The 23883-nt window shown below is 39.7% G+C and carries 20 protein-coding genes, 1 tRNA gene and 1 riboswitch; of the genes, 11 read left to right on the top strand and 10 right to left on the bottom strand.

All coding sequences use genetic code 11. The features are described from left to right. The first annotated feature begins 162 nt into the window (after window positions 1-162). Both hybG and hypF read left to right on the top strand, forming a co-directional pair. Window positions 163-438 carry a hydrogenase maturation factor HybG gene (gene hybG, locus INP95_RS06730; RefSeq protein WP_005696275.1) on the top strand — a complete coding sequence of 92 codons (276 nt, stop codon included), beginning with the start codon at window positions 163-165 and terminating at the stop codon, window positions 436-438. Between the two features lie 13 nt (window positions 439-451). Then, on the top strand, window positions 452-2719 hold the full coding sequence (gene hypF, locus INP95_RS06725; RefSeq protein ID WP_197560391.1) for a carbamoyltransferase HypF: 2268 nt from the start codon (window positions 452-454) through the stop codon (window positions 2717-2719). 78 nt (window positions 2720-2797) lie between these two features. Here the strand turns inward: hypF and INP95_RS06720 are convergent, their stop codons facing one another. Together INP95_RS06720 and aroG are read right to left on the bottom strand one after the other, a co-directional pair. Beyond that, on the bottom strand, window positions 2798-3715 hold the full coding sequence (locus INP95_RS06720) for a LysO family transporter (protein WP_176747776.1): 918 nt from the start codon (window positions 3713-3715) through the stop codon (window positions 2798-2800). Between the two features lie 122 nt (window positions 3716-3837). Next, window positions 3838-4929 (bottom strand): 3-deoxy-7-phosphoheptulonate synthase AroG, encoded by a 1092-nt coding sequence (gene aroG / locus INP95_RS06715; RefSeq protein ID WP_070583131.1) that lies wholly within the window; start codon window positions 4927-4929, stop codon window positions 3838-3840. A gap of 412 nt (window positions 4930-5341) precedes the next feature. On the opposite strand from aroG, the gene INP95_RS06710 reads away from it, so the two are divergent. Further along, window positions 5342-6733: a DegQ family serine endoprotease gene (locus INP95_RS06710; RefSeq protein WP_197560390.1), complete on the top strand. Its 1392-nt coding sequence runs from the start codon at window positions 5342-5344 to the stop codon at window positions 6731-6733. 37 nt (window positions 6734-6770) lie between these two features. Here INP95_RS06710 and uvrB read toward each other — a convergent pair whose 3' ends face one another. Next, complete coding sequence (gene uvrB / locus INP95_RS06705) at window positions 6771-8807, bottom strand: excinuclease ABC subunit UvrB (protein ID WP_197560389.1); 2037 nt, start codon at window positions 8805-8807, stop codon at window positions 6771-6773. A 400-nt stretch (window positions 8808-9207) separates the two neighbouring features. Between uvrB and INP95_RS06700 the strand changes: the two genes are divergently transcribed. After that, window positions 9208-9283: transfer RNA gene (locus INP95_RS06700), tRNA-Asn, on the top strand. Between the two features lie 132 nt (window positions 9284-9415). Here INP95_RS06700 and INP95_RS06695 read toward each other — a convergent pair. Both INP95_RS06695 and xthA read right to left on the bottom strand, forming a co-directional pair. Then, window positions 9416-10189 carry a TIGR01619 family protein gene (locus INP95_RS06695; RefSeq protein WP_197560388.1) on the bottom strand — a complete coding sequence of 258 codons (774 nt, stop codon included), beginning with the start codon at window positions 10187-10189 and terminating at the stop codon, window positions 9416-9418. Between the two features lie 9 nt (window positions 10190-10198). Further along, window positions 10199-11002 (bottom strand): exodeoxyribonuclease III, encoded by an 804-nt coding sequence (gene xthA / locus INP95_RS06690; protein ID WP_197560387.1) that lies wholly within the window; start codon window positions 11000-11002, stop codon window positions 10199-10201. Window positions 11003-11234: 232 nt separating this feature from the next. Between xthA and INP95_RS06685 the strand changes: the two genes are divergently transcribed. Further along, window positions 11235-12545, top strand: coding sequence for a cation:proton antiporter (locus INP95_RS06685; RefSeq protein ID WP_049368833.1), 1311 nt, complete (start codon window positions 11235-11237; stop codon window positions 12543-12545). Window positions 12546-12555: 10 nt separating this feature from the next. Here the strand turns inward: INP95_RS06685 and INP95_RS06680 are convergent, their stop codons facing one another. Continuing rightward, a complete protein-coding gene (locus INP95_RS06680) occupies window positions 12556-13233 on the bottom strand; it encodes a TIGR01621 family pseudouridine synthase (RefSeq protein WP_197560386.1) in 678 nt (225 codons plus the stop codon). Window positions 13234-13251: 18 nt separating this feature from the next. Here INP95_RS06680 and cls point away from each other — a divergent pair, with 18 nt between their 5' ends. Next, on the top strand, window positions 13252-14712 hold the full coding sequence (cls, locus tag INP95_RS06675; RefSeq protein ID WP_197560385.1) for a cardiolipin synthase: 1461 nt from the start codon (window positions 13252-13254) through the stop codon (window positions 14710-14712). A gap of 65 nt (window positions 14713-14777) precedes the next feature. Here the strand turns inward: cls and INP95_RS06670 are convergent, their stop codons facing one another. After that, window positions 14778-16298: a Na+/H+ antiporter NhaC family protein gene (locus INP95_RS06670; protein WP_049368836.1), complete on the bottom strand. Its 1521-nt coding sequence runs from the start codon at window positions 16296-16298 to the stop codon at window positions 14778-14780. A 60-nt stretch (window positions 16299-16358) separates the two neighbouring features. Then, window positions 16359-16536, bottom strand: a riboswitch (Lysine riboswitch). 300 nt (window positions 16537-16836) lie between these two features. Between INP95_RS06670 and INP95_RS06665 the strand changes: the two genes are divergently transcribed. From INP95_RS06665 to aroA, 3 genes are all read left to right on the top strand, one after another. Further along, the gene (locus tag INP95_RS06665; RefSeq protein ID WP_197560384.1) at window positions 16837-17241 is read left to right on the top strand and encodes an H-NS family histone-like protein; all 405 of its coding nucleotides are present in this window, start codon (window positions 16837-16839) and stop codon (window positions 17239-17241) included. Between the two features lie 71 nt (window positions 17242-17312). After that, on the top strand, window positions 17313-18149 hold the full coding sequence (gene purU / locus INP95_RS06660; RefSeq protein WP_049365819.1) for a formyltetrahydrofolate deformylase: 837 nt from the start codon (window positions 17313-17315) through the stop codon (window positions 18147-18149). Then, window positions 18149-19447 (top strand): 3-phosphoshikimate 1-carboxyvinyltransferase, encoded by a 1299-nt coding sequence (gene aroA, locus INP95_RS06655; RefSeq protein ID WP_197560383.1) that lies wholly within the window; start codon window positions 18149-18151, stop codon window positions 19445-19447. The genes purU and aroA overlap by 1 nt, the downstream gene beginning before the upstream one ends. An 80-nt stretch (window positions 19448-19527) precedes the next feature. Here aroA and INP95_RS06650 read toward each other — a convergent pair whose 3' ends face one another. The 3 genes from INP95_RS06650 to folE form a co-directional block, all read right to left on the bottom strand. Then, complete coding sequence (locus INP95_RS06650; protein ID WP_232088512.1) at window positions 19528-20610, bottom strand: multidrug effflux MFS transporter; 1083 nt, start codon at window positions 20608-20610, stop codon at window positions 19528-19530. Further along, window positions 20585-20725, bottom strand: coding sequence for a hypothetical protein (locus INP95_RS09865; protein ID WP_232088511.1), 141 nt, complete (start codon window positions 20723-20725; stop codon window positions 20585-20587). Before INP95_RS09865 ends, INP95_RS06650 begins: the two co-directional genes overlap by 26 nt. 111 nt (window positions 20726-20836) lie before the next feature. Continuing rightward, complete coding sequence (folE, locus tag INP95_RS06645; RefSeq protein ID WP_049368839.1) at window positions 20837-21493, bottom strand: GTP cyclohydrolase I FolE; 657 nt, start codon at window positions 21491-21493, stop codon at window positions 20837-20839. A 155-nt stretch (window positions 21494-21648) separates the two neighbouring features. Here folE and moeA point away from each other — a divergent pair, with 155 nt between their 5' ends. Both moeA and moeB read left to right on the top strand, forming a co-directional pair. Next, a complete protein-coding gene (gene moeA, locus INP95_RS06640) occupies window positions 21649-22866 on the top strand; it encodes a molybdopterin molybdotransferase MoeA (RefSeq protein ID WP_197560382.1) in 1218 nt (405 codons plus the stop codon). After that, a complete protein-coding gene (moeB, locus tag INP95_RS06635; protein WP_197560381.1) occupies window positions 22866-23588 on the top strand; it encodes a molybdopterin-synthase adenylyltransferase MoeB in 723 nt (240 codons plus the stop codon). Before moeA ends, moeB begins: the two co-directional genes overlap by 1 nt. Window positions 23589-23883 lie beyond the last annotated feature (295 nt).

Raw genomic sequence — 23883 nt, 5'->3', positions numbered from 1 at the left:
TGTTAAAAATGTGAACAGACTTTAAACAAAAATGCAGTAGCCTTATTTAAAATATGGCTATACAAATTTAGGTGCTTACATGATAAAATTTCACACTCACAGTACGTTTATTGAAACACAATAAACGATTTATCTCATAAACATTCTAACTAAGGACAGATTATGTGTTTAGGTATTCCAGGACAAATTATTCAAGTTGCAGACAGTGCATTACAGCTTGCTGTAGTCGATGTGTGTGGTGTTAAAAGAGAAGTTAATATTTCATTAATTTGTCAGGATGACCCCAAACCGCTGGTTGGTAAATGGGTACTCGTGCATGTGGGTTTTGCCATGACAATTATCGATGAAGAAGAGGCCAAACAAACGCAAGAAGCTTTAATTGCCATGAGTCAGCTAGAACACGAAGTCGGCGATTTTCTTGGCTTAAATCAAAAATAAACAGGACTGCGTCATGCAAGGGATCGAATTACGCATAAAAGGAAAAGTTCAGGGCGTGGGATTTCGCCCTTTTGTTTGGCTGCTAGCAAGTCAATATAAGTTAAACGGAGATGTAAATAACGATGGACAAGGCGTGTTAATTCGTTTTGTCTCTCCACCAGCAAATGCACTTGAGCAATTTTTATCCGACCTACAAAATAAACTCCCACCGCTAGCGCAAATTACTGACATTACTCAGCGCGCCATAGATTGGCCTGACTCCGCCACAGTAACAAGCTTTACTATCCGGGAAAGCGAAAATAATCAAATGGATACGCAAATTATTCCCGATGCGGCGACCTGTCCACATTGTTTAGCTGACTTATTCGATCCCAACAATCGACGTTATCACTACCCCTTTACCAATTGTACCCATTGTGGCCCACGTTTTACCATCATCAAGGCAATTCCTTACGACCGAAAAAACACGGCGATGTCTGTTTTTCCGCTTTGTCCACAATGTGAAAAAGAATACAAAGATCCCGCTGATCGTCGTTTTCATGCTCAACCCAATGCTTGTTCGGTCTGCGGCCCTCATATCTGGTTACAAGATCGAGAACAAACGCTTGCTACTCATGAAACCGCACTAAAACAGACCGCACTTTTATTGCAACAAGGTCATATCGTCGCGGTTAAAGGTTTAGGCGGTTTCCATCTAGCCTGTGATGCGAATAATCAAAAGACGGTTGATTTATTACGTCAACGGAAACATCGTCCCACAAAACCATTAGCCATTATGGTGCCTGATCCGCAGTTTTTACAGGATTTGAGTTCTCAAGAAACAGAATTGCTAACCAGCAGTGCAGCACCGATTGTACTGCTAGCAAAACATAAAGTACCCAATATTGCTGATAACATCGCACCTAACTTGCAAGAAATCGGCGTCATGCTTCCAAGTAATCCACTACAACATTTGTTATTACGCGCGATTAATCGTCCGCTCGTGATGACCTCTGCGAATGCCAGTGGGCAACCTCCTGTATTGAAAAATGAACATGCAGTGGAACAATTAGCTGATTTAGCGGATTTTTATCTTTGTCACAATCGCGATATTCTACAACGTGCTGATGATAGCCTTGTTCGCGTTGCCTTCGATGGATTAGAAACACTACGTCGTGCTCGAGGCTATGTGCCCGATGAAATACCACTTGAAACACAAAGCACAAAAAATGTGTTGGCGTTGGGTTCTGATCTGAAAAATACCTTCTGCTTACTACGTCACAATAAAGCCGTACTGAGCCAACATATTGGTGATACTGCAAATGAGCAAGTGCGGTCACAATTAAGTGAAAACCTTGCATTATTTCAGCAGATTTACCAATTTAAACCAGACATTATCGCGGTGGATGCTCACCCTGGCTATTTTTCATCTTCTATCGGGAAAAAACTTGCCGAACAGCAACAAATCCCCCCCATCGAAGTACTTCATCATCATGCTCATATTGTCAGCGTAATGGCCGAACATCATTGTAATGAACCTGTAATTGGTCTTGCACTAGACGGTATCGGCATGGGGGAAAATGGACAACTTTGGGGAGGCGAATGCCTACTCGTTGACTATCAACATAGTCAATATTTAGGTGGTCTGCCGGCTGTTGCTCTACCAGGTGGCGATCTTGCAGCTAAACAACCTTGGCGAAACTGGTTGGCTCACCTGCATCAATTTGTACCACAATGGCAAGAAATTCTCACCAAAACCTGTACCGAACCGAATTGGCAAATATTAGTCAACGCCATTGAACGTGGACTCAATTGCCCACCTATATCATCTGCCGGTCGTTTATTTGATGCCGTAGCTTATGCTCTCGGTATTGCACCAACCATTGTTTCTTGGGAGGGCGAAGCTGCCTGTCATTTAGAAGCACTGGCAAATACCTCATCTTTGGCAACACAAGCACAAAGTGCGGTCAATATTCCAGTAAAAATGCCACTTATCGGCAATAAACTGGATTTAGCTTATTTCTGGCAAAGTTGGTTGAATTACCAGGCGCCTCTTGCAGATAAAGCCTTCGCCTTTCACTATGCTCTCGCCCAAGGTTTTGCTGAACTTGCTGCGAACCAAGCACGAAAATACCAATGCCGTACCATCGTATTATCTGGCGGTGTGATGCATAACCAACTGCTACGTCGCTTATTAAAAGAAAATTTGAGCGAATTCCATGTACTAAGTGCGCATAAACTACCGATGGGTGATGGCGGACTCAGTCTAGGTCAGGCGGTTATTGCTATGCATAAAAACTGATAATCCCTAATATTAAATATAAGAAAAAGAGTTAATCGAAAAGTAACGATTAACTCTTTTGTTTTTTGTATTTCTTTTTTATAGCGGAATACTGGAAAAGAAAACCAATAGTAACGGCGGCAGAATATTCGTGACAAACCCGAATGAAATCGCAATTGGCGTGACTTCAATACCTCCCGCTTTTTGAATAATTGGCAAGGTGCAATCTATTGCAGTCGCCCCCGTAATCCCAATTGCAGTCGAACGGAAATGACGCATAAATAATGGGATCACAAATAAGCTGACAATTTCACGGGATAAATCATTAAAAAAGGCAATACTGCCCTGCACTGGCCCCCATGCATTGGTCAATACCACACTGGATAACGAATACCACCCCATTCCAGAGGCAAATGCAAGCCCTTGCGTAATTGGCATCGCTAAAACGAAAGCAGCAATGATACCGCCTAGTAATGAAGTAAAAGTAAACACCATCCCCGTTTGGAAACCTCGTTTATTGAACAGAGCTTCTTTCAAGGAAATGCCGTTATTTCTTAACTGAATCCCCACAAAGAAAATCAGTACGATCAATACATACAGATTAATTCCAGTAGGCAACATGAGATAGGATTTGAATAAGAAACCACAAAGGGTGCCGATCACCACCGTGCCGGAAAGTTTGAGCGAGTCAATTAAGGAGTGCCAGCGAGAATCAATTTTACCTTGTGATTTAAGTGGCTCAGCGGGGTTAAAGCGGTCATAAAGCATCAAACCAATCATATTGGATCCCAAAATGATCGCAGATAGTGTCACCGCAGTAGTGCCAATAATCGGCAGTTTATGCTCTAAATCATCTAACTGGCCGAGTAAATAACCCATTAAGAAAAGAATAATGTAAAGCAAAAACATCACGATATGATTTATTTTTGCAATATAGGATTTATTATTGACCTTTAATAAATAACCTAACACCATTGGTATTAAGACAATTAATAAGCCATTTATCATATCCTGCATCATACTGCCCCTTTTCTTATTCCATTGAAGCTAGCATACCCCTTTTCGTCCTCTTTTTCAAAGCGCATAAAAAAAGTGCGGTCAAATCAACCGCACTTTTAATCATCTAAAAATTAAACTGATTAGCCATTTACTTGGCGACGTGCTACGACTGCATCGGATAACTGTTTTAACACGATTTCTGTATCTTCCCAACCGATGCAAGCATCAGTGATACTTTGTCCGTAAGTCTGAGCTTTACCATCGACTAAGTCTTGACGACCTTCAACGATATGACTTTCTACCATGACACCAAAGATCTGCTTTGAACCACCTGCAATTTGCTGGCAAACATCCTCACAAACTTCCATTTGTTTTTTGAATTGTTTGCTACTATTTGCATGGCTAAAATCAACCATTACATGTGGAATACGACCTGATTTTTCGATCTCTGCACAAACTTTTGCAATGTCTTCTGCTTTATAGTTAGGACCTTTATCCCCACCACGTAAAATGATGTGGCAGTCTTCATTTCCTTTTGTTGAAACAATGGCAGAATGGCCAAATTTTGTCACAGACAAGAAGTAATGCGAAGCTTCTGCCGCACCCATTGCATCTAAGGCGACTTTCACGCCACCATTTGTGCCATTTTTAAAGCCTACCGCACAAGATAAGCCTGACGCTAATTCCCGGTGTACTTGAGATTCAGTTGTTCTCGCACCAATTGCACCCCAGCTCATGAAATCAGCCACATATTGTGGTGTGATCATATCTAAGAACTCACCTGCTGACGGGACGCCTAAATTATTGATGTCAGATAATAATTTACGTGCAATACGTAAACCATCATTTAAACGATAGGTATCATTTAAATAAGGATCGTTAATTAAGCCTTTCCAACCTACTGTTGTACGCGGTTTTTCAAAGTAAACACGCATCACCACTTCAAGTGTATCTTTATATTCATCACGTAATACTTTTAAACGTTTCGCGTAATCTAATGCCGCTTTAGGATCATGAATAGAACAAGGACCAATTATCACAAGTAAACGATCATCTTTTCCATGAATAATATTGTGTGCATGCAAGCGGGTTTCATGAACTAAATCAGCCGCTTCTTGACTTGCTGGAAATTTTTCTAATAAGGCAATTGGAGGTAATACCTGATCGACTTTTTCAATTCGGGTATCATCATTTGCAACTTTTACTTCGATTTCTTCTTTCTTCGTCGCCATATGTCACTCTCTAAATCTTAAATGTTGTGCTTAAATCTAATGGCGTTACTCTACACCTATTTTTTGTACTAGTAAACTAGTTCATTAAATTCATACACAATTATTATGTGATTGCGTAAAATTTATACTGCTTAAGCAGTGAAACAGGGCGTTAATTAAACTATATTTCAGCCTTAGCTGGCAAGGTTTTTGACGTAAAAATAGGTTGTACCAGCACTATTTAAACAGAATGATTCTTTTATCTTTCAAATTGAAAATAGGTTTAGATAAATGCGGGCAAAAGAACAATTTCAATTCCGACCGCACTTTTTAAAAATATTTTTTCAATGCCCTTGTTTTTAGTGAACATCCCCCTCATTTTATTGTCTGACTGAACACTTATTCAGTCATTTATTTTTACTTGGAGAACTCTATGAAGAAAAGAAATTTTGTATTAACCGGTATCGCATTAGGTTTAAGCGTATTTGCGACCTCTTTATCTGCACAAGCGGCTATTCCGAATGAAATTGTCGAACAAGGCAGTCTTGCGCCAATGTTAGAAAAAGCGCAAGCAGCAGTCGTAACGCTTTCTGTTGAAGGCAAAGCAAAAGCAAACAGCCGTTCAGCATTGCCTGATGATATTCCAGAAGAATTTAAATTTTTCTTTGGTGATCAATTTGGTGAACAATTCGGCGGAGATCGTGGCGCATCGCGCAACTTCCGTGGTTTAGGTTCAGGTGTGATCATCAATGCAGATAAAGGCTATGTTTTAACCAATAATCACGTGGTAGATGGTGCGGATAAAATTACCGTAAAACTACAAGATGGGCGTGAATTCAAAGCAAAACTTGTTGGAAAAGACGAACAATCTGATATCGCTTTAGTACAAATCGAAAAACCAACAAACCTCACCGCAATCAAAATGGCCGACTCTGATAAATTACGTGTCGGTGATTTTACCGTTGCTATCGGTAATCCATTCGGTTTAGGTCAAACTGTAACCTCTGGTATCGTTTCAGCGCTAGGCCGCTCTACCGGTTCAGATAGTGGTACATATGAAAACTATATTCAAACTGATGCTGCAGTAAACCGTGGTAACTCTGGCGGTGCATTATTGAACTTACAAGGTGAATTAATTGGTATTAATACCGCGATTATTTCGCCAAGTGGTGGTAACGCCGGGATTGCCTTTGCGATTCCAAGTAACCAAGCCAATAACCTTGTTCAACAAATCTTAGAATTTGGTGAAGTACGCCGTGGTTTGCTCGGTATTAAGGGCGGTGAATTAAATGCCGATTTAGCAAAAGCCTTTAATGTTAGTGCACAACAAGGTGCATTTGTGAGTGAAGTTATTCCAAATTCAGCAGCAGAAAAAGCAGGCTTGAAAGCAGGTGATGTCATTACCGCAATGAATGGTCAAAAAATCTCAAGTTTCGCCGAAATGCGTGCAAAAATTGCGACCTCTGGTGCGGGTAAAGAAATTGAACTCACTTACTTACGTGATGGTAAAACTGACAACGTAAAAGTGACTTTACAAGCAGACGATGGCTCTCAAACAGCAAGTAAAACGGAACTTCCAGCATTAGACGGTGCAACTTTAAACAACTATGATGCCAAAGGTGTTAAAGGCGTGGAAATTAGTAAAGTTCAACCAAATTCAATGGCAGCACAACGCGGTTTAAAATCAGGTGATATTATCATCGGCATCAACCGCCAGCCAATTGAAAGCACGCAAGACTTACGCAAAGCGCTAGATGAAAAACCATCTGCTGTTGCACTCAATATCTTACGTGGCAAAAACAACTTCTACTTATTAGTACAATAAAATAAAAAAGAGCGGTCAATTTGATCGCTCTTTTCCTTTATTCCGATATCATAAACTGCTCTCTCAATTGATGAAGTTGATCGCGTACTGCAGCGGCTTTTTCAAATTCGAGATCTTGAGCAAATTTATACATTTGTTGTTCCAATTTCTTAATTTGTTGTTGGTATTCTTTGGCTGATTTAGGTGTATTGTAAAGTGCGGTCGGTTCAGCTGCCGTTTTTCCACGCTGTTTCGATTTTGCTTTTTGATTTGCACCTTGACCAATATCTAATAATTCGCCGACTTTCTTATTCAATGCCTGTGGAACAATACCATGCTCTTCATTGTATTTCATTTGTTTTTCACGACGGCGATTCGTTTCGGTAATGGCTTTTTCCATAGATTTAGTAATACTATCAGCATACAAAATAGCTTTACCATTTAAGTTTCGAGCAGCACGACCGATGGTTTGGATTAAAGATCGTTCAGAACGTAAGAAACCTTCTTTATCCGCATCTAAAATCGCAACAAGAGAAACCTCTGGAATATCCAGCCCCTCACGTAATAAGTTGATGCCGACCAACACATCGAATTCACCTAAACGTAAATCACGAATAATCTCTACACGCTCAACCGTATCAATATCTGAATGCAAATAACGCACACGAATGCCGTGTTCGTCTAAGTAATCCGTTAAATCTTCCGCCATTTTCTTCGTTAGCGTCGTCACTAAAACACGCTCATTTTTGTCTGCTCTTTGGCGTGCTTCTGACAGTAAATCATCTACTTGAATGGATACTGGACGAATTTCAATTTGCGGATCAAGTAAGCCTGTTGGACGTACCACCTGATCGACAATTTCACTGCCCGATTTTTCCAACTCATAAGGCCCTGGTGTCGCAGAAACGTAAATGGTCTGCGGCGCTAAACGCTCAAACTCTTCAAAGCGTAATGGACGGTTATCCAATGCAGAAGGCAAACGGAAACCATATTCCACCAAGGTTTCTTTACGAGAACGGTCACCACGATACATCCCGCCAATTTGCGGCACAGTCACGTGTGATTCATCAATAATCAAAATCGCATCAGACGGCATATAATCAAACAATGTCGGAGGCGGTTCGCCTTCATTTCGACCAGAAAGATAGCGTGAATAGTTTTCGATGCCTGAGCAATAGCCGAGCTCATTCATCATCTCAATGTCAAATTGTGTACGTTGGGTAATACGCTGCTCTTCCAACAATTTATGCTCTTTGATGAAATATTCACGGCGTTGCACAAGCTCCGCTTTGATTTTTTCAATGGCATCTAAAATACGCTCTCTTGGTGTTACATAGTGGGTTTTCGGATACACTGTAAAACGCGGAACAGAGCCAAAACTTGTACCCGTTAAAGGATCAAATAAACTTAAACGTTCAATTTCATCATCAAATAATTCAATTCTTACCGCACGATCGTCAGATTCTGCAGGGAAAATATCAATCACTTCGCCACGCACTCGGAATGTACCACGCTGAAAAGCTTGATCGTTTCTTGTATATTGTAATTCCGCCAACTTCGCTAAAATCTGACGTTGATCGATAATTGCCCCTTGTTGTAAATGCAACATCATTTGCAAATAGCTATCAGGGTCTCCCAAACCATAAATTGCCGAAACAGATGCGACTACGATAGTATCTCGACGCTCTAAGAACGACTTGGTAGCCGAAAGACGCATCTGTTCAATCTGATCATTAATAGAAGCATCTTTTTCAATAAACGTATCACTACTCGGTACATAAGCTTCCGGCTGATAATAATCATAGTATGAGACGAAATATTCCACCGCGTTTTCAGGAAAGAACGCTTTCATTTCTGCATAAAGCTGAGCCGCAAGCGTTTTATTGGGGGCAAGTAACATTGCGGGACGATTTAATGTCGCTATGACATTTGCAATGGTAAATGTTTTACCTGACCCCGTTACCCCTAAAAGGGTTTGATGAGCCAAACCATCCTCTAAATTTTCGACTAATTTTTCGATTGCTTGGGGTTGATCACCGGAAGGTTTAAAATCAGAATGAAGGATAAAAGGCTTAGTATTGATTTTCTCTGCCATAAGTGCGGTCAATTTTTTAGGTATTTTATAAGTGGAGCTATTTTAGCACATTTATTGCTCCAAATTGAGTGATAAAAATCCAAGTTTTACACATACTTAGGCGTGTCAAGTCTGAAACACTTCAAAATTGAAAAATATTTTATTTTTTTTGCTGGACTTTATGCAACATATTGATATTTAAAAGAATATTCACTTATGGCTAATAGATGAACAATTTAAGGAAAAGCCAGTCTGCATCAGTGGTTGACCATTTTAAACAAAAACAATTCACAAAGTTATCCACAGGCTTTGTGGATAGAAAAAAGTGCAAAATTTTTTATAATTTTTTTCATTTTTGGTCTTGACAAGAAGTGGTCCGATCATTAAAATGCGCGCCTATTCTTTGTGATACCAAATTTATTCCTCCTTAGTTCAGTCGGTAGAACGGTGGACTGTTAATCCATATGTCGCAGGTTCGAGTCCCGCAGGAGGAGCCAAATTTCTCTTTTGGTTTAGCTTTCGTTTGTCTCCTTTTACGAATCCTAAATTAGTAGCCAAAAGAATTTAAGCCCATCGTGTTGATGGGCTTTATTTTTATCGAATCAATGCTAGTTTGATGAATTATCAAACTAATTTAATGATGAACGGTCATCCATTAAATTATCACATTCCCAGCCAATATAATCGCCAGAAAACTCCATGGCTAGCTTTTCAAAGCGCTCTACCCACTCAAAGATCTCATTACTGTCTAATGAAAGCTCTTGTTCCAATTTCACCATAAAGTAAGGTTCTTCATCTTCTTCTGTTTGAATGGCTTGGCTAGAATATTTCAACGTATTAAAAGAAACTTGTCCGAGCGTCAATTCATCCATAAAGGGAAACATTTTCTCTTCTTCATCAAAATGGAAAGTATGCTCAATTAAATAAGTGTCACTTAAATTACGCCCTTTGCTATTCAGCATGCTCAAAATCTCTTCTGTCGCATTTAATTTCATTTCTAATGGTGAAGCCAACAAGAAATCGAAATAGGTATCCCAATTTGGATCATTCTGCACATTGATTTCTGAGACAAAATCAAGCTGTTGAAGGGTTTCTTTAAGCAAAGCATCGTGTTCACAATAGAAATGCATTTTTGCCTGATGGTTGCAAATAAAATGCCCTGCAAAGAATACATTTGGAAGTGCGGTCAATTGTGCAAGAATTTTAAAAAGACGATTAATCAATTTTTCATATTCGTCTTCATTCGGCAAACCATCCTCATCTCCCTGATAAGGCACGGTAAATTGCACAACCTTACTGAGATGTTTACCATGATAAACATCTAAATCTTCAATATTTGCGGTAAACACAGCAGGCATACCATTCACTTGTGAACGGTAATTCTGCCAATTTGCCATATCCATGCTGCTTTCCTATTTAAACTCTGCCCAGATTGGTGCGTGATCGGACGGTTTTTCCATCGCACGAATATCCAATGCAATGCCGACGTCCACGCAACGCTCTGCTAATTGATGATTCACTAAAATATGATCGATACGTAATCCACGGTTATCATCGAAACCTTTCGAGCGATAATCAAACCACGAGAATTTATCATTGACTGTTGGGTTTAATTTACGGAACGTATCTTCCAATCCATAATCGTATAAGCGTTGATACCATTCACGCTCTTCGGGTAAGAACGAACATTTACCAGTACGCAACCAACGTTTGCGGTTTTCATCGCCGATACCAATATCCAAATCACTTGGACTGATATTCATATCGCCCATAATTAAAATCGGATTGGCTTTATCGTGATCTTGTTCTAAATAACGTTGAAGATCCGCATAAAATTTTTCTTTTGCCGGAAACTTCGTTTCATGAGCTCGGCTTTCCCCTTGTGGGAAATAGCCATTAATTACCGTTAACAAACCAAATGGCGTTTCTAAATCAGCCATAATAATGCGTTTTTGCGCATCTTCATTGTCTGTTGGAAAACCACGACGTACCGCTTTTGGCTCTTGTTTAGTTAATAAGGCTACACCATAGTGGCCTTTTTGCCCGTGATGAAAAACGTGATAGCCCAGATTTTCAGTAATTGCATAAGGAAAGTCCTCATCTGCTACTTTGATTTCTTGTAAACCAATCACATCCGGTTGGTATTTTTCAATAATTGCTTCAAGTTGATGAGGACGGGCACGTAAACCATTAATATTAAAAGAGATAAATTTCATTTTTGTTCCTAATGTGAAAAATTGGGTCTATTATACAAAATAATTGAAATCTTAACCGCACTTTTCCTCTGTAATGGGAGAAGTTACGCCTATTAATGTGATTACGCTTCAGTTGCAATCAAATGAATTTTACCCTTCGTTCTCATTAAAATTTTTCCTAAAAACGCACTTTATAAATAAAACTAACTTGCTTATACTGGCGGCGCTTTTATTACTTTACTCGGATCATTTTATGAATATTTATACTTACTTGTGTTTTCTCACCACAATAGCCATTCTTATCAGTTTTATCACACGTAAACTGAACGATAATATCCAATATACTATTGCCATCACAGCCACCTCCATGGCGGGCTCGCTTTTCCTAGTGTTATTGGGATATTTCGGCTGGTTTAATTTGGATGACATTGCAACACGCGTCATCGAACGCATTGATTTTAAAGATTTCTTATTGAACGGGATTTTAGGCTTTTTGCTCTTTGCCGGCGCCTTGGGCATTAAGCTTCCAGTCTTAAACAATCAAAAATGGGAAATTACCATTTTTGCTCTATTCTCTACGCTTGCCTCCACCTTTTTCATTGGTTTTCTACTTTATGGTGTTGCCTTACTTTTCGGCTGGCATATTGATTTAATTTACTGCATCTTATTTGGTGCACTCATCTCGCCTGATGACCCGATTGCCGTACTTGCCATTATCAAAAACTTAAAAGCACCAAAACGCTTATCTATGCAAGTGGAAGGCGAATCACTTTTTAATGATGGGATTGGCTTGGTAATTTTTACCACGGTTTTTGCTGTCGCATTTGGCGGTCATGAACCGACAGCAAGCGGCATTCTCCATTTATTTTTTAAAGAAGCTTTAGGCGGGATTGCATTTGGATTGGTTTTAGGTCTCTTCGCCCATTATCTGATTTCAGCTACCGATGATGGTTCGTTAGAAATTCTTTTGACCTTAATCGTACCCACTGCGGGCTTTATGCTTGCTAATCTCTTACATGTATCAGGTGCATTAGCGATGGTTGTCGCGGGGATTTTAATTGGTAACTGGACAAGATACACAGGCTTTTCTCAACAAAGCCAACGCTATTTAGATCACTTTTGGGAAATGATCGATCACTTCCTTAACTCCTTACTCTTTATCTTGATCGGTTTAGCGATTTTATTGATTCATGTGTCTTGGCAAGGGTTAATCTTAATTTTCCTTGCTATTCCGGTTTGCTTAATCTGTCGATATGCAAGTGTCTGGTTACCATTCCAAGTCATGAAACGTTATCGTAAATACAATCCTTACACCATGAAAGTACTTACTTGGGGCGCATTACGAGGGGGATTAGCGCTCGCTATGGCGCTTTCTATTCCAAGTGGTCAATTTTATATTGAAGGATTAGAAATGGATGTTCGCGATCTTATTTTAGGTATGACGTATGCGGTAGTGGCATTCTCCATTCTCGTACAAGGTATGACAATTGAGACCTTAATTCGTAAATCAAAAGAAGCCACCATGCGTGAACGTGGCTATACGGGTATCGGATTAGCGAAATAAACGTTATTGATTATTTCTTTGGCTCAGCATTTGCTGAGCCAAATTTTTGAATCTGAGATTGAACGTTCTCACGATGCCACCACTCTCCTTCTTTCGGAGGGGTAAACACATCAAATGCTTGACCTTTAAATTCAAATTGCAATCTTGCAGCATGTAAATAAGTGCGGTCAATTTTTTCAGTGTTTTTACCATAAAGCGCATCGCCTAAAATGGGGCTACCTAAGCTTTTCATCGCTACACGCAATTGATGGGTTTTACCTGTTTGCGGCTTTAAAATAAATAATCGTAAATTAGGCTCACAACTGACACTTTCAAAACGCGTAATCGCGGGATTTTCTTTCGATTGGCAAAGTTTCCAGGCACCGTTTCTGGCCTTTTGCATATCCCCGACAAGCAATCCTTGTTTCTTTTTGGGTTTCTGATTGCTGAGTGCAAGATAAGTCTTTTGGATATGATGTTCGGAAAAAAGTCGGAAAAATTCAGCCGCACTTTCAGCATTCAATGCCAAGATGAGTAAACCAGATGTCACTTTATCTAACCGATGAACAAGCCAGACTTGTGGCACGCCAAGCTGCTCAGCAAGCAAAGTGGTTAAACCAATTTCGCTTTGATCTTTATGCACACTTAGCCCACAAGGCTTATAAATAATGATAAAATCATCCGTCTGATAAACAATGTCTAATTTCATAAGTGCGGTCAAAAATTAATGAGTTTTGAACATATTATACTGGTTTATATTATTCCCGTGTTAATTTGGATGGCAGTTATTTCTGTCACATTGCGTTTACTCGTCAAAAAACAAGCGGTTTCTGCTACGTTGTCATGGCTGATGATTATCTACCTTGTGCCACTGATTGGCGTTATTGCTTATTTAATTTTTGGTGAGATTAAACTCGGTACGCGCCGAGCCAAAGCCTTTCAACTGTTAAAACCTAAATATACCCAATGGCTTCAGCAACTGTCAGAACAAAAAGATCTGGTTACACATTCCCAGGATCCTCGTTATCGTGCTTTATTTAAACTAGTCCACCACCGCTTAGGTATTCCGAACATTCGAGGTAATGAATTACATATTCTCGACACGCCAGAAAGCATCATTCGAAGTATCATTCGTGATATTCAACAAGCACATCATTCCATTAATATGGTGTTCTATATTTGGAGCAATGATGGCATGATTAATGAAGTGAAACAAGCGTTAGAAGAAGCCGTGCAACGTGGCGTAAAAGTTTGTCTTTTACTCGATTCCGTTGGCAGTAATGCTTTTTTGAAAAGCCCTGTTTGTAAAGAAATGCGAGCAAAAGGCATTGAAATTACCGAAGCGCTACATGTAAATTTATTCCGGATGTTCTTCAGCCGAATTGATTTACGCCAACATCGTAAAATCATCATCATCGATAATCAAATTGCCTACACAGGCAGTATGAATATGGTGGATCCGAATTTCTTCAAACAAGATAGCAACGTAGGCAATTGGATCGACGTGATGGTGAGAATCAACGGCCCTGTTTCACCAATTTTAAACAGCTTACATGCTTGGGATTGGGAAATTGAAACGACAGAAGAATTACCCCTGTTATTACCAAATTGTCCCCTTGTTGAAATTGACGATAATGACACCCATTCTGTACAAGTTATTGCGAGTGGCCCCGCGTTCCCGGATGATTTAATTGCGCAATCTCTTGCAACGGTTATTTATGCAGCAAGAGAAAGCATTGTGATCACATCACCTTACTTTGTGCCAAGTCACAATATTGCTGAAGCATTACGTATTGCCGCATTCCGTGGCGTTGATATCACGCTCATTTTACCTAAAAACAATGATTCCTTGATGGTTCGTTGGGCAAGTCGAACATTCTTTGATGATTTACTCGAAGCAGGTGTCAAAATTTATCATTTTGAAGCTGGGCTTCTCCATACAAAAAGTGTGTTAATCGATAATAAGCTCGCGCTCGTTGGTACAGTAAATATGGATTTACGCAGTTTCCTGCTTAACTTTGAAATCACCGTTGCCGTAGAAGATCGTAATTTTGCCAATGAAGTGGCCACACTCCATGAAAATTATTTAGCGAACTCTTCTGCACTCAATATGCAAGAATGGATCAATCGTCCTTTCTATCATCGAATCATCGAGCGGTTATTTTTCTTGTTTAGTCCATTACTCTAATTCTCATAACAAATACAAAAAGGGCGTACCACACACAGTACGCCCTTTCTTTTTCACGTTTATGCTTAACGTTTTTTCACGATAAACACTAAAGCTACTAAAACAACTGCTGTTGTCACAAATCCAGCTAAACCTGATTCTGTAAAGCCTACCACAATGTAGCCTACAGCGCTTGCTGTTGCGACAGTTGCAGCATAAGGTAATTGTGTGGTGACGTGATCCATGTGGTTACATTTTGCGCCAGTTGACGACAGAATAGTTGTATCCGAAACCGGTGAACAGTGGTCGCCACATACTGCGCCAGCCATAACTGCAGACAAACAAGGAAGTAATAATTCTGGTGCTGAGTTAGTCGCCATTGCCGCAGCGATTGGTAACATAATGCCAAATGTCCCCCAGCTTGTCCCTGTTGAGAATGCCATTGCTGAACCAAGGATAAATAAAATCACTGGTAAAAATTGAACTGGAATGCTGCCACTCACTAAAGAAGATAAGTATTTACCGGTTTGTGCATCACCCACTACTTTATTGATTGTCCAAGCAAAGAATAGGATTGCAATTGCACCTAACATAGATTTAATACCGGCAATCCACGCTTTTCCGTATTCTTGTAAAGAAACTTGACGCTCAAGAATAATCAATAATGTTGACATAGCAACCGCACTTGAACCACCAACAACAAGCGAAATACCTACTGTTGTATTTTCAAATGCACCTAAGAGGCTAAATGGTTTTCCATCTGCTGCTAAGGCTTCACTCCCCGTATGAATCATCATAAAAACTGTGACGGTAATTAAGACTAAAATCGGTAAAATTAAGTTGCGAACTTTACCTTTCACACCTTCAATGACTTCTTCTTTATAATCGCGCTCCATCGCTAATTTTTCATGGCGTGCCATTGATGCAATATCAAATGAGAAATAAGCCACAAAGAATACCATCAATAATGAGAAGATCGCATAGTAGTTCATTGAACTCATGGCAACGAATGCACCCATTGGGGTATAAGAGGTAATAGAATATGTCGCCAATAAACCTGCTACGAGAGTAATAATGTATGCCCCCCAGCTTGATACTGGCATCATGACACACATTGGTGCAGCAGTAGAATCTAGAATATACGCTAATTTTGCACGAGAAACTTTGAAACGATCAGTAACTGGACGTGCAATCGCACCTACAGCAAGACTATGGAAGTAATCATCGATAAATGTCACAAACACTAAAGATGCCGCTAATAATTTCGCACCGCGACGACCTTTAATTTTATTTTGTGCCCATTCAGCAAACGCACGGTTGCTGCCTGACACCGTTAAAAGTGCGGTCAATACGCCAAGTAAAACTAAGAAAAACACGATATTCATATTTGAATTCATGCCTTCTTCGCTACTATAAACTAATGCCACAACATTATCTTTTAAATAAATGAGCGCATTCAATGGATTGAAATCAACCAACATTAACGCACCGACAATAATCCCAGCACTGAGGGACACCAAAACCCGACGAGTTGCAATTGCTAAAATAATTGCAAGTAATGCGGGAATAATTGAATAAATAGATGAAGAATAATCGACTAGTTCCATTAAGTTATACCTAATAATTTAATGGAGACAACGGCAAGAAAAGACACAATGATGACCAGACCGAACCGTAGCGCTCCATAGTTAATACACAAAAACTATGACAGTCACGTTCCTTTCGAAGACGTGACCAACCGAATAAGATGACGCCTATTCGATTTCGGCAATCATTCCTTTCCTTTCCCTTCAACGCTATCCACTCCAGGAGAATACTTATAATGACCGCACCTCTACTGTTGTATAGGATGAGAAAAGATTACATTAAAATGGATAAAATTACCAATAAAATCTTACACTTTCCCCAAAATCTGTTCTTTAATTTGAAATCACTTATTGAATTGTTAATTTATTGTTATACGGTTTTACGAGCAAACGATTGCAATAATATAGAAAATACGTCACTCCATAATATGGAGTATGATGAGATCAGACCAATTAATTCTTTAATTTAGGCGAATTAATATTTACCAAATATATTATTTTCGTTATTATTGTTTTCCCTAAAATAATTAAGCATTCACACACATAAAAAGAGGACATCATGAACGAATTAACAAAAGGTTTAACTAACCTTCGTAGTTTACGTGCCGCTGTACGCGATTTAACATTAGAACAAGCTGAAAGTTCACTTTTAAAATTACAAGCTGCTGTTGAAGAAAAACGTGCTCAAGTAGCTGAAATTGAACAAGCGGAACAAGAGCGTCGTGCGCGTATCGCAAAATATAAAGAATTAATTAAACAAGAAGGTATCACGGCAGAAGAATTAACGGCAATTATTGGTATTGCACCTTCTTCAATTCGTAAAAAACGTGAACCTCGCCCAGCAAAATACAAATATACTGATGAAACGGGTCAAGAAAGAACATGGACTGGTCAAGGTCGCACACCTCGTGTGATTCAAAAGGCCTTAGATAAAGGTGCCTCTTTAGCTTCTTTTGAAATCTAATTCTATTATCGATTATGTAGAACCCATTTTTATGGGTTCTCTTTTTTTATTTATCTTGCAAAATATTCATTATGTTAGAAAAGAAAATATTACTGACCGACTGTCCGGATGATAAAGGTTTAATCGCCAAAATCACCAACATTTGTTACAAACATCAATTAAATATCCTTCACAATAATGAGTTCGTTGATTTCGAAACAAAGCATTTCTTTATGCGCACCGAATTGGAAGGCATTTTTAATGAAGAAACTTTGTTAGCTGACTTAAATTATAGTTTGCCGGCAGGGACAAATTGCCGCCTAATCAGTGCAAAACGTAAACGTATCGTGATTTTAGTCACCAAAGAAGCGCACTGCTTAGGTGATATCTTAATGAAAAATTACTACGGTGCATTAGATGTAGAAATTGCGGCTGTCATTGGGAATCACGATAATTTACGCGAATTGGTTGAACGCTTTGATATTCCATTCCATTGTGTCAGTCATGAAGGGCTCACTCGTGTGGAACACGATAAATTACTGGCTGAAAAAATTGATGAATATGCACCTGATTACATTGTTTTAGCAAAATACATGCGTGTATTAAATCCAGAATTCGTGGCGCGTTATCCAAATCGTGTGATTAATATTCACCATTCATTCTTACCGGCATTTATTGGTGCCAAACCCTATCAACAAGCCTATGAACGTGGCGTAAAAATTATTGGTGCAACAGCTCACTTCATTAACAATGAATTAGATCAAGGTCCGATCATTATGCAAAATGTGATTAATGTGGATCACACCTACTCTGCCGATGCCATGATGCGTGCGGGGCGTGATGTGGAAAAAACCGTATTAAGCCGTGCACTTGATCTTGCCTTACACGATCGTATTTTTGTCTATAAAAACAAAACGGTGGTCTTGTAATGAAAGCGATCACGTTAGAACCAATTTCCCGTATTGAAGGTGAAATCAACTTACCGGGGTCGAAAAGCTTATCAAACCGTGCATTATTATTAGCTGCATTGGCTAAAGGCACCACAACCGTCACTAACCTATTAGACAGTGATGACATTCGCCATATGTTAAACGCCCTCAAAGCGTTAGGGGTGAATTACCAACTATCTGAAGACAAAACTTGCTGCAAAGTTGAAGGCTTAGGCGGTGCATTTCAGGTTGAAAATGGCTTATCACTTTTTCTCGGTAATGCCGGTACGGCCATGCGTCCTTTAACAGCAGCGCTTTGTTTAAAAGGCAAAACAGAAAGCGAAGTTATTTTGACTGGTGAACCTCGTATGAAAGAGCGCCCAATCAAACATTTGGTTGATGCGCTTCTTCAAGCGGGTGCCGATGTTCGTTATTTAGAAAATGACGGCTACCCACCGCTTGCAATTCGCAATCAAGGGATTAAAGGTGGCGTAGTTGAAATTGACGGTTCAATTTCTTCTCAATTTTTGACCGCACTTTTAATGGCTGCACCACTTGCTGAAGGCGATTTAGATATCCATATTATAGGTGATCTAGTCTCAAAACCTTATATTGATATCACTCTCGCCATGATGAAAGATTTTGGTGTTTCGGTTGAAAATCAAGATTATCAAGTGTTTAAGGTGAAAGGTAACCAATCCTATGTCTCACCGGGTAAATACATGGTAGAAGGTGATGCCTCATCTGCCTCTTATTTCCTTGCCGCTGCCGCAATTAAAGGCAACGTAAAAGTGACAGGAATTGGCAAACATTCCATTCAAGGCGACCGCCTATTTGCCGATGTGCTAGAAAAAATGGGCGCTAAAATAACTTGGGGTGAAGATTTTATTCAAGCAGAACAAGCTGAGCTCCACGGCATTGATATGGATATGAACCACATTCCTGATGCAGCCATGACGATTGCCACAACCGCCTTATTTGCAAAAGGTGAAACCGTTATTCGCAATATTTATAACTGGCGTGTGAAAGAAACTGATCGCCTTGCTGCAATGGCGACTGAATTGCGAAAAGTCGGTGCAGACGTTGAAGAAGGTGAAGATTTTATTCGAATTCAACCACTTGCGCTCTCCCAATTTAAGCATGCCGAAATTGAGACCTATAACGATCATCGCATGGCAATGTGCTTCGCCTTGATTGCATTATCAGATACACCTGTCACGATTTTAGATCCCAAATGTACGGCTAAAACGTTCCCAACATTCTTCGACGAATTTGAAAAATTAAGTGTTCGAAGCTAAAACTGAATAACAAAAGGCGAACAAATGGATGTTCGCCTTTTTCTTTTTTAAAACACCATCAAAAATGGCCGCACTTCTCTCTACTCTGCTAAAGTTGGGATTTTATGACGAATCGACCAATAGATAGCAAGTCCCAATACTCCACAAGCTAAAATCACTAACGCAGTTGAATAGAAAATATTGCCGATACCCACTAGCGGAGAGACTACGCCACCTAAGAAGAAGGGGGCAAAACCTAATAATGCAGAAGCACTACCTGCATATTGACGCTCACTTTCCATCGCTAAAGTAGAAATCGCAGGGAAAGTAATACCCATTAATAACAACATGGCAAAGAAACCGATTTCAACAAATAACCAGTATGGCTGAATAATCAATACCGCAATGGTATAAAGTGCAGCAACCACAAAAGCCAATACGCCAATTGCTAAAGCCTGACGATTTGGCAATTTACCGCCAATATTTGCTCCAATGACTAACGCTGCCCCATTTGCACCAAAACATAAACTAAAGATAAATGCACTCAACCCATAGAAGCTTTGGAAAATAAATGGCGAAGCCGCAATATAGGCAAACATGGAACCAAGCAAGAAACTTTGAATTCCTACATAGCTCATAAATAAGCGATTTTTGATAATCACACCAAAAGTCAAAAAGGTGGAAAATATTGAACCTTGTAAGCGATTTTTGACATTCAAGCTTTCTTTTAAACGGAAACAGAAAAACAAAACAATCACACCAATCAATGCAAGGAAAACAAATACGCCTTTCCAACTGATGTATTCCAACAATAAACTACCAAGGATTGGTGAAATAATTGGGGCGAGTCCGTTAATTGTCATTAATAAACCAAAGAAACGAGTCATTTCACGGCCTCGATACAGATCCGTTGCGACCGCACGAGAAATAACCACACTTCCTGCTGAAGAAAGCCCTTGAATCACACGCAAGACAATCATCGCTTCAATATTTGGTGCATAAACGATTAAGACCGTGCTGATAATATAAATGACCAATGAAATAATAAGCGGAATTTTTCGCCCAAATTTGTCACTGAGAGGACCAAGAAGTAACTGCCCCACCGCTAGACCAATCATGGCAGTGGTGAGCGTAAGTTGTGTCATTGAAGCACTTGTTTCAAAAAAGGTAGCAAGTTGTGGCAAAGAAGGTAGCAAGTTGTGGCAAAGAAGGTAAATAAAGATCCACCACAAACGGACCAAAGGCTGAAAGGACACCGAGTAATAACACAAGAAAAAGTTTTGAATTAGCTTTCGCCATGAAAATCCTCAAGAAAAATAAAAATCGAAATAAAAAATGAAAAGGCTGATTTTAACTTATATCCGTACAATTAATAAACAAAAAAGCACCGAATGCTCGGTGCTTTTTTCGTTATTTCTGAATCGAAGATAAAAATTCTTTGCGAGTTTCGCGATCTTCTAAAAAGACCCCGCCATAGGCTGATGTCACGGTATAGCTGTGAGTATCTTTTACCCCACGCGCTTTCACACAGAAATGTGTCGCTTTCACATAAACTGCCACATCATCGGTTTCTAAAATCGTTTGAAATGCCGTTAAAAGCTGTTCAGTTAAGCGCTCTTGTACTTGTGGACGTTGCGCAAAAAATGCCACAATGCGATTGATTTTAGACAAGCCAATCACCCAATCTTTCGGGTAATATGCGACGGCGACATTACCATCAATCGTCACAAAATGATGTTCGCAAGTACTGGTCAAGGTGATGTCATTCACCTGCACCATTTCGCTCACTTTCATTTGGTTTTTGATTTTCGTCATTTTCGGGAAATTGGCATAATCCATTCCACTGAAAATTTCATCAATAAACATTTTAGCTAAACGATTTGGCGTTTCTTCTAAGCTATCATCACGCAGATCTAATCCAATCAATTTCATCACTTCACGCATATGCGAAGCAATCGCTGCACGGCGCTCATCTTTACATTGAGTCGGATCAATCATTGGTGTTTCGATGCCTTTGGCTACCAAGGCGCGGCGGACACTTTCCGCATCAGGTGAAATAGCGTTCATTCACTTTCCATTTATAAAAAAATAATGCGTCATTTTAGCAAAAGATGAATTATTCGTAAAATGCGAAAAATCACCCTAATTTATTAATTTCCTTCATATTGTATTTCGGGCTACAATATATCCACTTTTATTTCGCTCAACCCAAAGGATTCATTATGTTGCCACTTGAAGATGCCTTGGCGCAAATGCTCAACCAACTTCCCTTCCCAACAAAAACTGAAACTCTTGCTTTAACTGAAGCCGCTGATCGTGTCTGTGCGGAAGATGTGGTTTCTCCGATTAACGTGCCTTCTTTTGATAATTCCGCGATGGATGGCTATGCGGTTCGTTTAGCCGATTTACAGCAATCTATGACACTTTCTGTCGCAGGAAAGTCCTTTGCGGGTAATCCGTTTCAAGGGGAATGGGTAGCCCAAAGTGCGGTCAGAATTATGACGGGTGCGATGATTCCTGAAGGTGCAGATGCAGTGGTTATGCAAGAAGATGTCACCGTTAATGAAGATGGAACTGTGACTTTTTCCGCATTACCAAAAGCCAATCAAAATATCCGTCGTATTGGTGAGGATGTGAAAAAAGGTGATGTGGTATTACATCAAGGGGATGAGTTAAATGCCGTTTCTTTGCCTTTACTTGCATCATTAGGCATTGCTGAAGTCAAAGCATATCCACGCTTAAAAGTGGCTGTGCTTTCAACGGGTGATGAATTAGTGCCTGTTGGCAAACCATTAGAAGCTGGACAAATCTACGATACCAACCGTTTCACCGTGAAATTAATGCTAGAAAAATTAAATTGTGACGTGCTCGACTTCGGTATTCTGCCGGATAACCAAGCAGAATTTGAAGCGGCTTTTGTGAAAGCACAAGCTCAGGCAGATCTTGTTATCACGAGTGGTGGTGTTTCAGTGGGTGAAGCTGACTTTACGAAAACCGTGTTAGAAAAAGTGGGTCAAGTGAATTTCTGGAAAATTGCGATGAAACCCGGCAAGCCATTTGCTTTCGGTAAATTAGAAAATGCTTGGTTCTGCGGTTTACCTGGCAATCCCGTTTCTGCATTAGTGACATTCTATCAATTAGTTCAACCTGCTATTGCCAAATTAAGCGGTAAAAAACACCCGAAAAAACAACCGCACTTTAAAGCGATTGCTCAAACCAATTTGAAAAAAGCGCCAGGGCGTTTAGATTTCCAACGTGGTTTCTATCAAATTAATGAAAATGGTCAACTTGAAGTGCAACCAGTGGGGTTCCAAGGCTCACATTTATTCAGTTCTTTTGTGAAAAGTAACTGTTTTATTCGCCTCGAAAAAGATCGCGGCAATGTAGCTGCAGGCGAAATCGTCACCATTGAACCTTTTAATCACCTATTGGGGCAATAATGGCTGAATTAAGCTACGAAGAAGAACTGCGCTATAACCGCCAAATCATCTTAAAAGCGGTTGATTTTGACGGGCAAGAAAAGCTGAAAGACAGCAAAATGTTAATTGTTGGTCTGGGCGGTTTAGGCTGTGCGGCAAGCCAATATCTTGCCGCCGCTGGCGTGGGTCATTTAACCTTATTGGATTTTGACACCGTATCGCTTTCCAATTTGCAACGTCAGGTACTGCATACCGATAGCCGATTAAATATGCCTAAAGTGGAATCGGCAAAAATTGCGTTACAACAGATTAATCCACACGTTGAAATTGAAACCATCAATGCGCAACTTTCCGAAGAAAAACTCGCGGAAATCATACCGCACTTTGATGTAATATTAGATTGTACCGATAACGTGGATATTCGTAATGCGCTCGATCGTGGGTGCGAACAAACGAAGATCCCGCTTGTTTCTGGTGCGGCGATCCGTTTAGAAGGACAGGTTTCCGTCTTTACTTATGAACCCAATACCCCAACCTATCGCCAACTTAGCCAACTCTTTGGACAAAACGTTTTAAGCTGTGTAGAGGCGGGCGTACTGGCGCCAATTGTGGGTATTGTTGGCTCTATTCAAGCCTTAGAAGCCATCAAAGTGCGGTTAAAAATCGGTTCAAATTTATGTGGACGTTTATTGTTAATCGATGGATTAACCATGCGTATCCGAGAAATGAAATTGCCTGTTTAAGTTTTCTCTTAACATTTAGGCAGACAGAAAGTTTGTCTAAACAAATCATTATTATGACTTAGCATTGAAACAACGTATGGGCCATATTCTCTTTGAATGTATTTTCCGTTTATTTTTTGAAGGATTATTTGAATTCCTATTCAATAAATATTCCAAATTAAGTTGGGGATTATGGTGTGTATTTTCCCTACTATTTGGTTTCTATTTCTTTGCTTTCCTTAATATGGACAAATCTGCTTGGGTAATTTGTTTATTAGCTATTCTAGCTGGTGGACTTACGATGCTTATTACCCTA

This window comes from Haemophilus parainfluenzae (assembly GCF_014931375.1).
GTDB lineage: Bacteria > Pseudomonadota > Gammaproteobacteria > Enterobacterales > Pasteurellaceae > Haemophilus_D.
The sequence above is the reverse complement of the archived record's forward strand: the minus strand, read 5'-3'. Positions and strand labels throughout refer to the sequence as shown.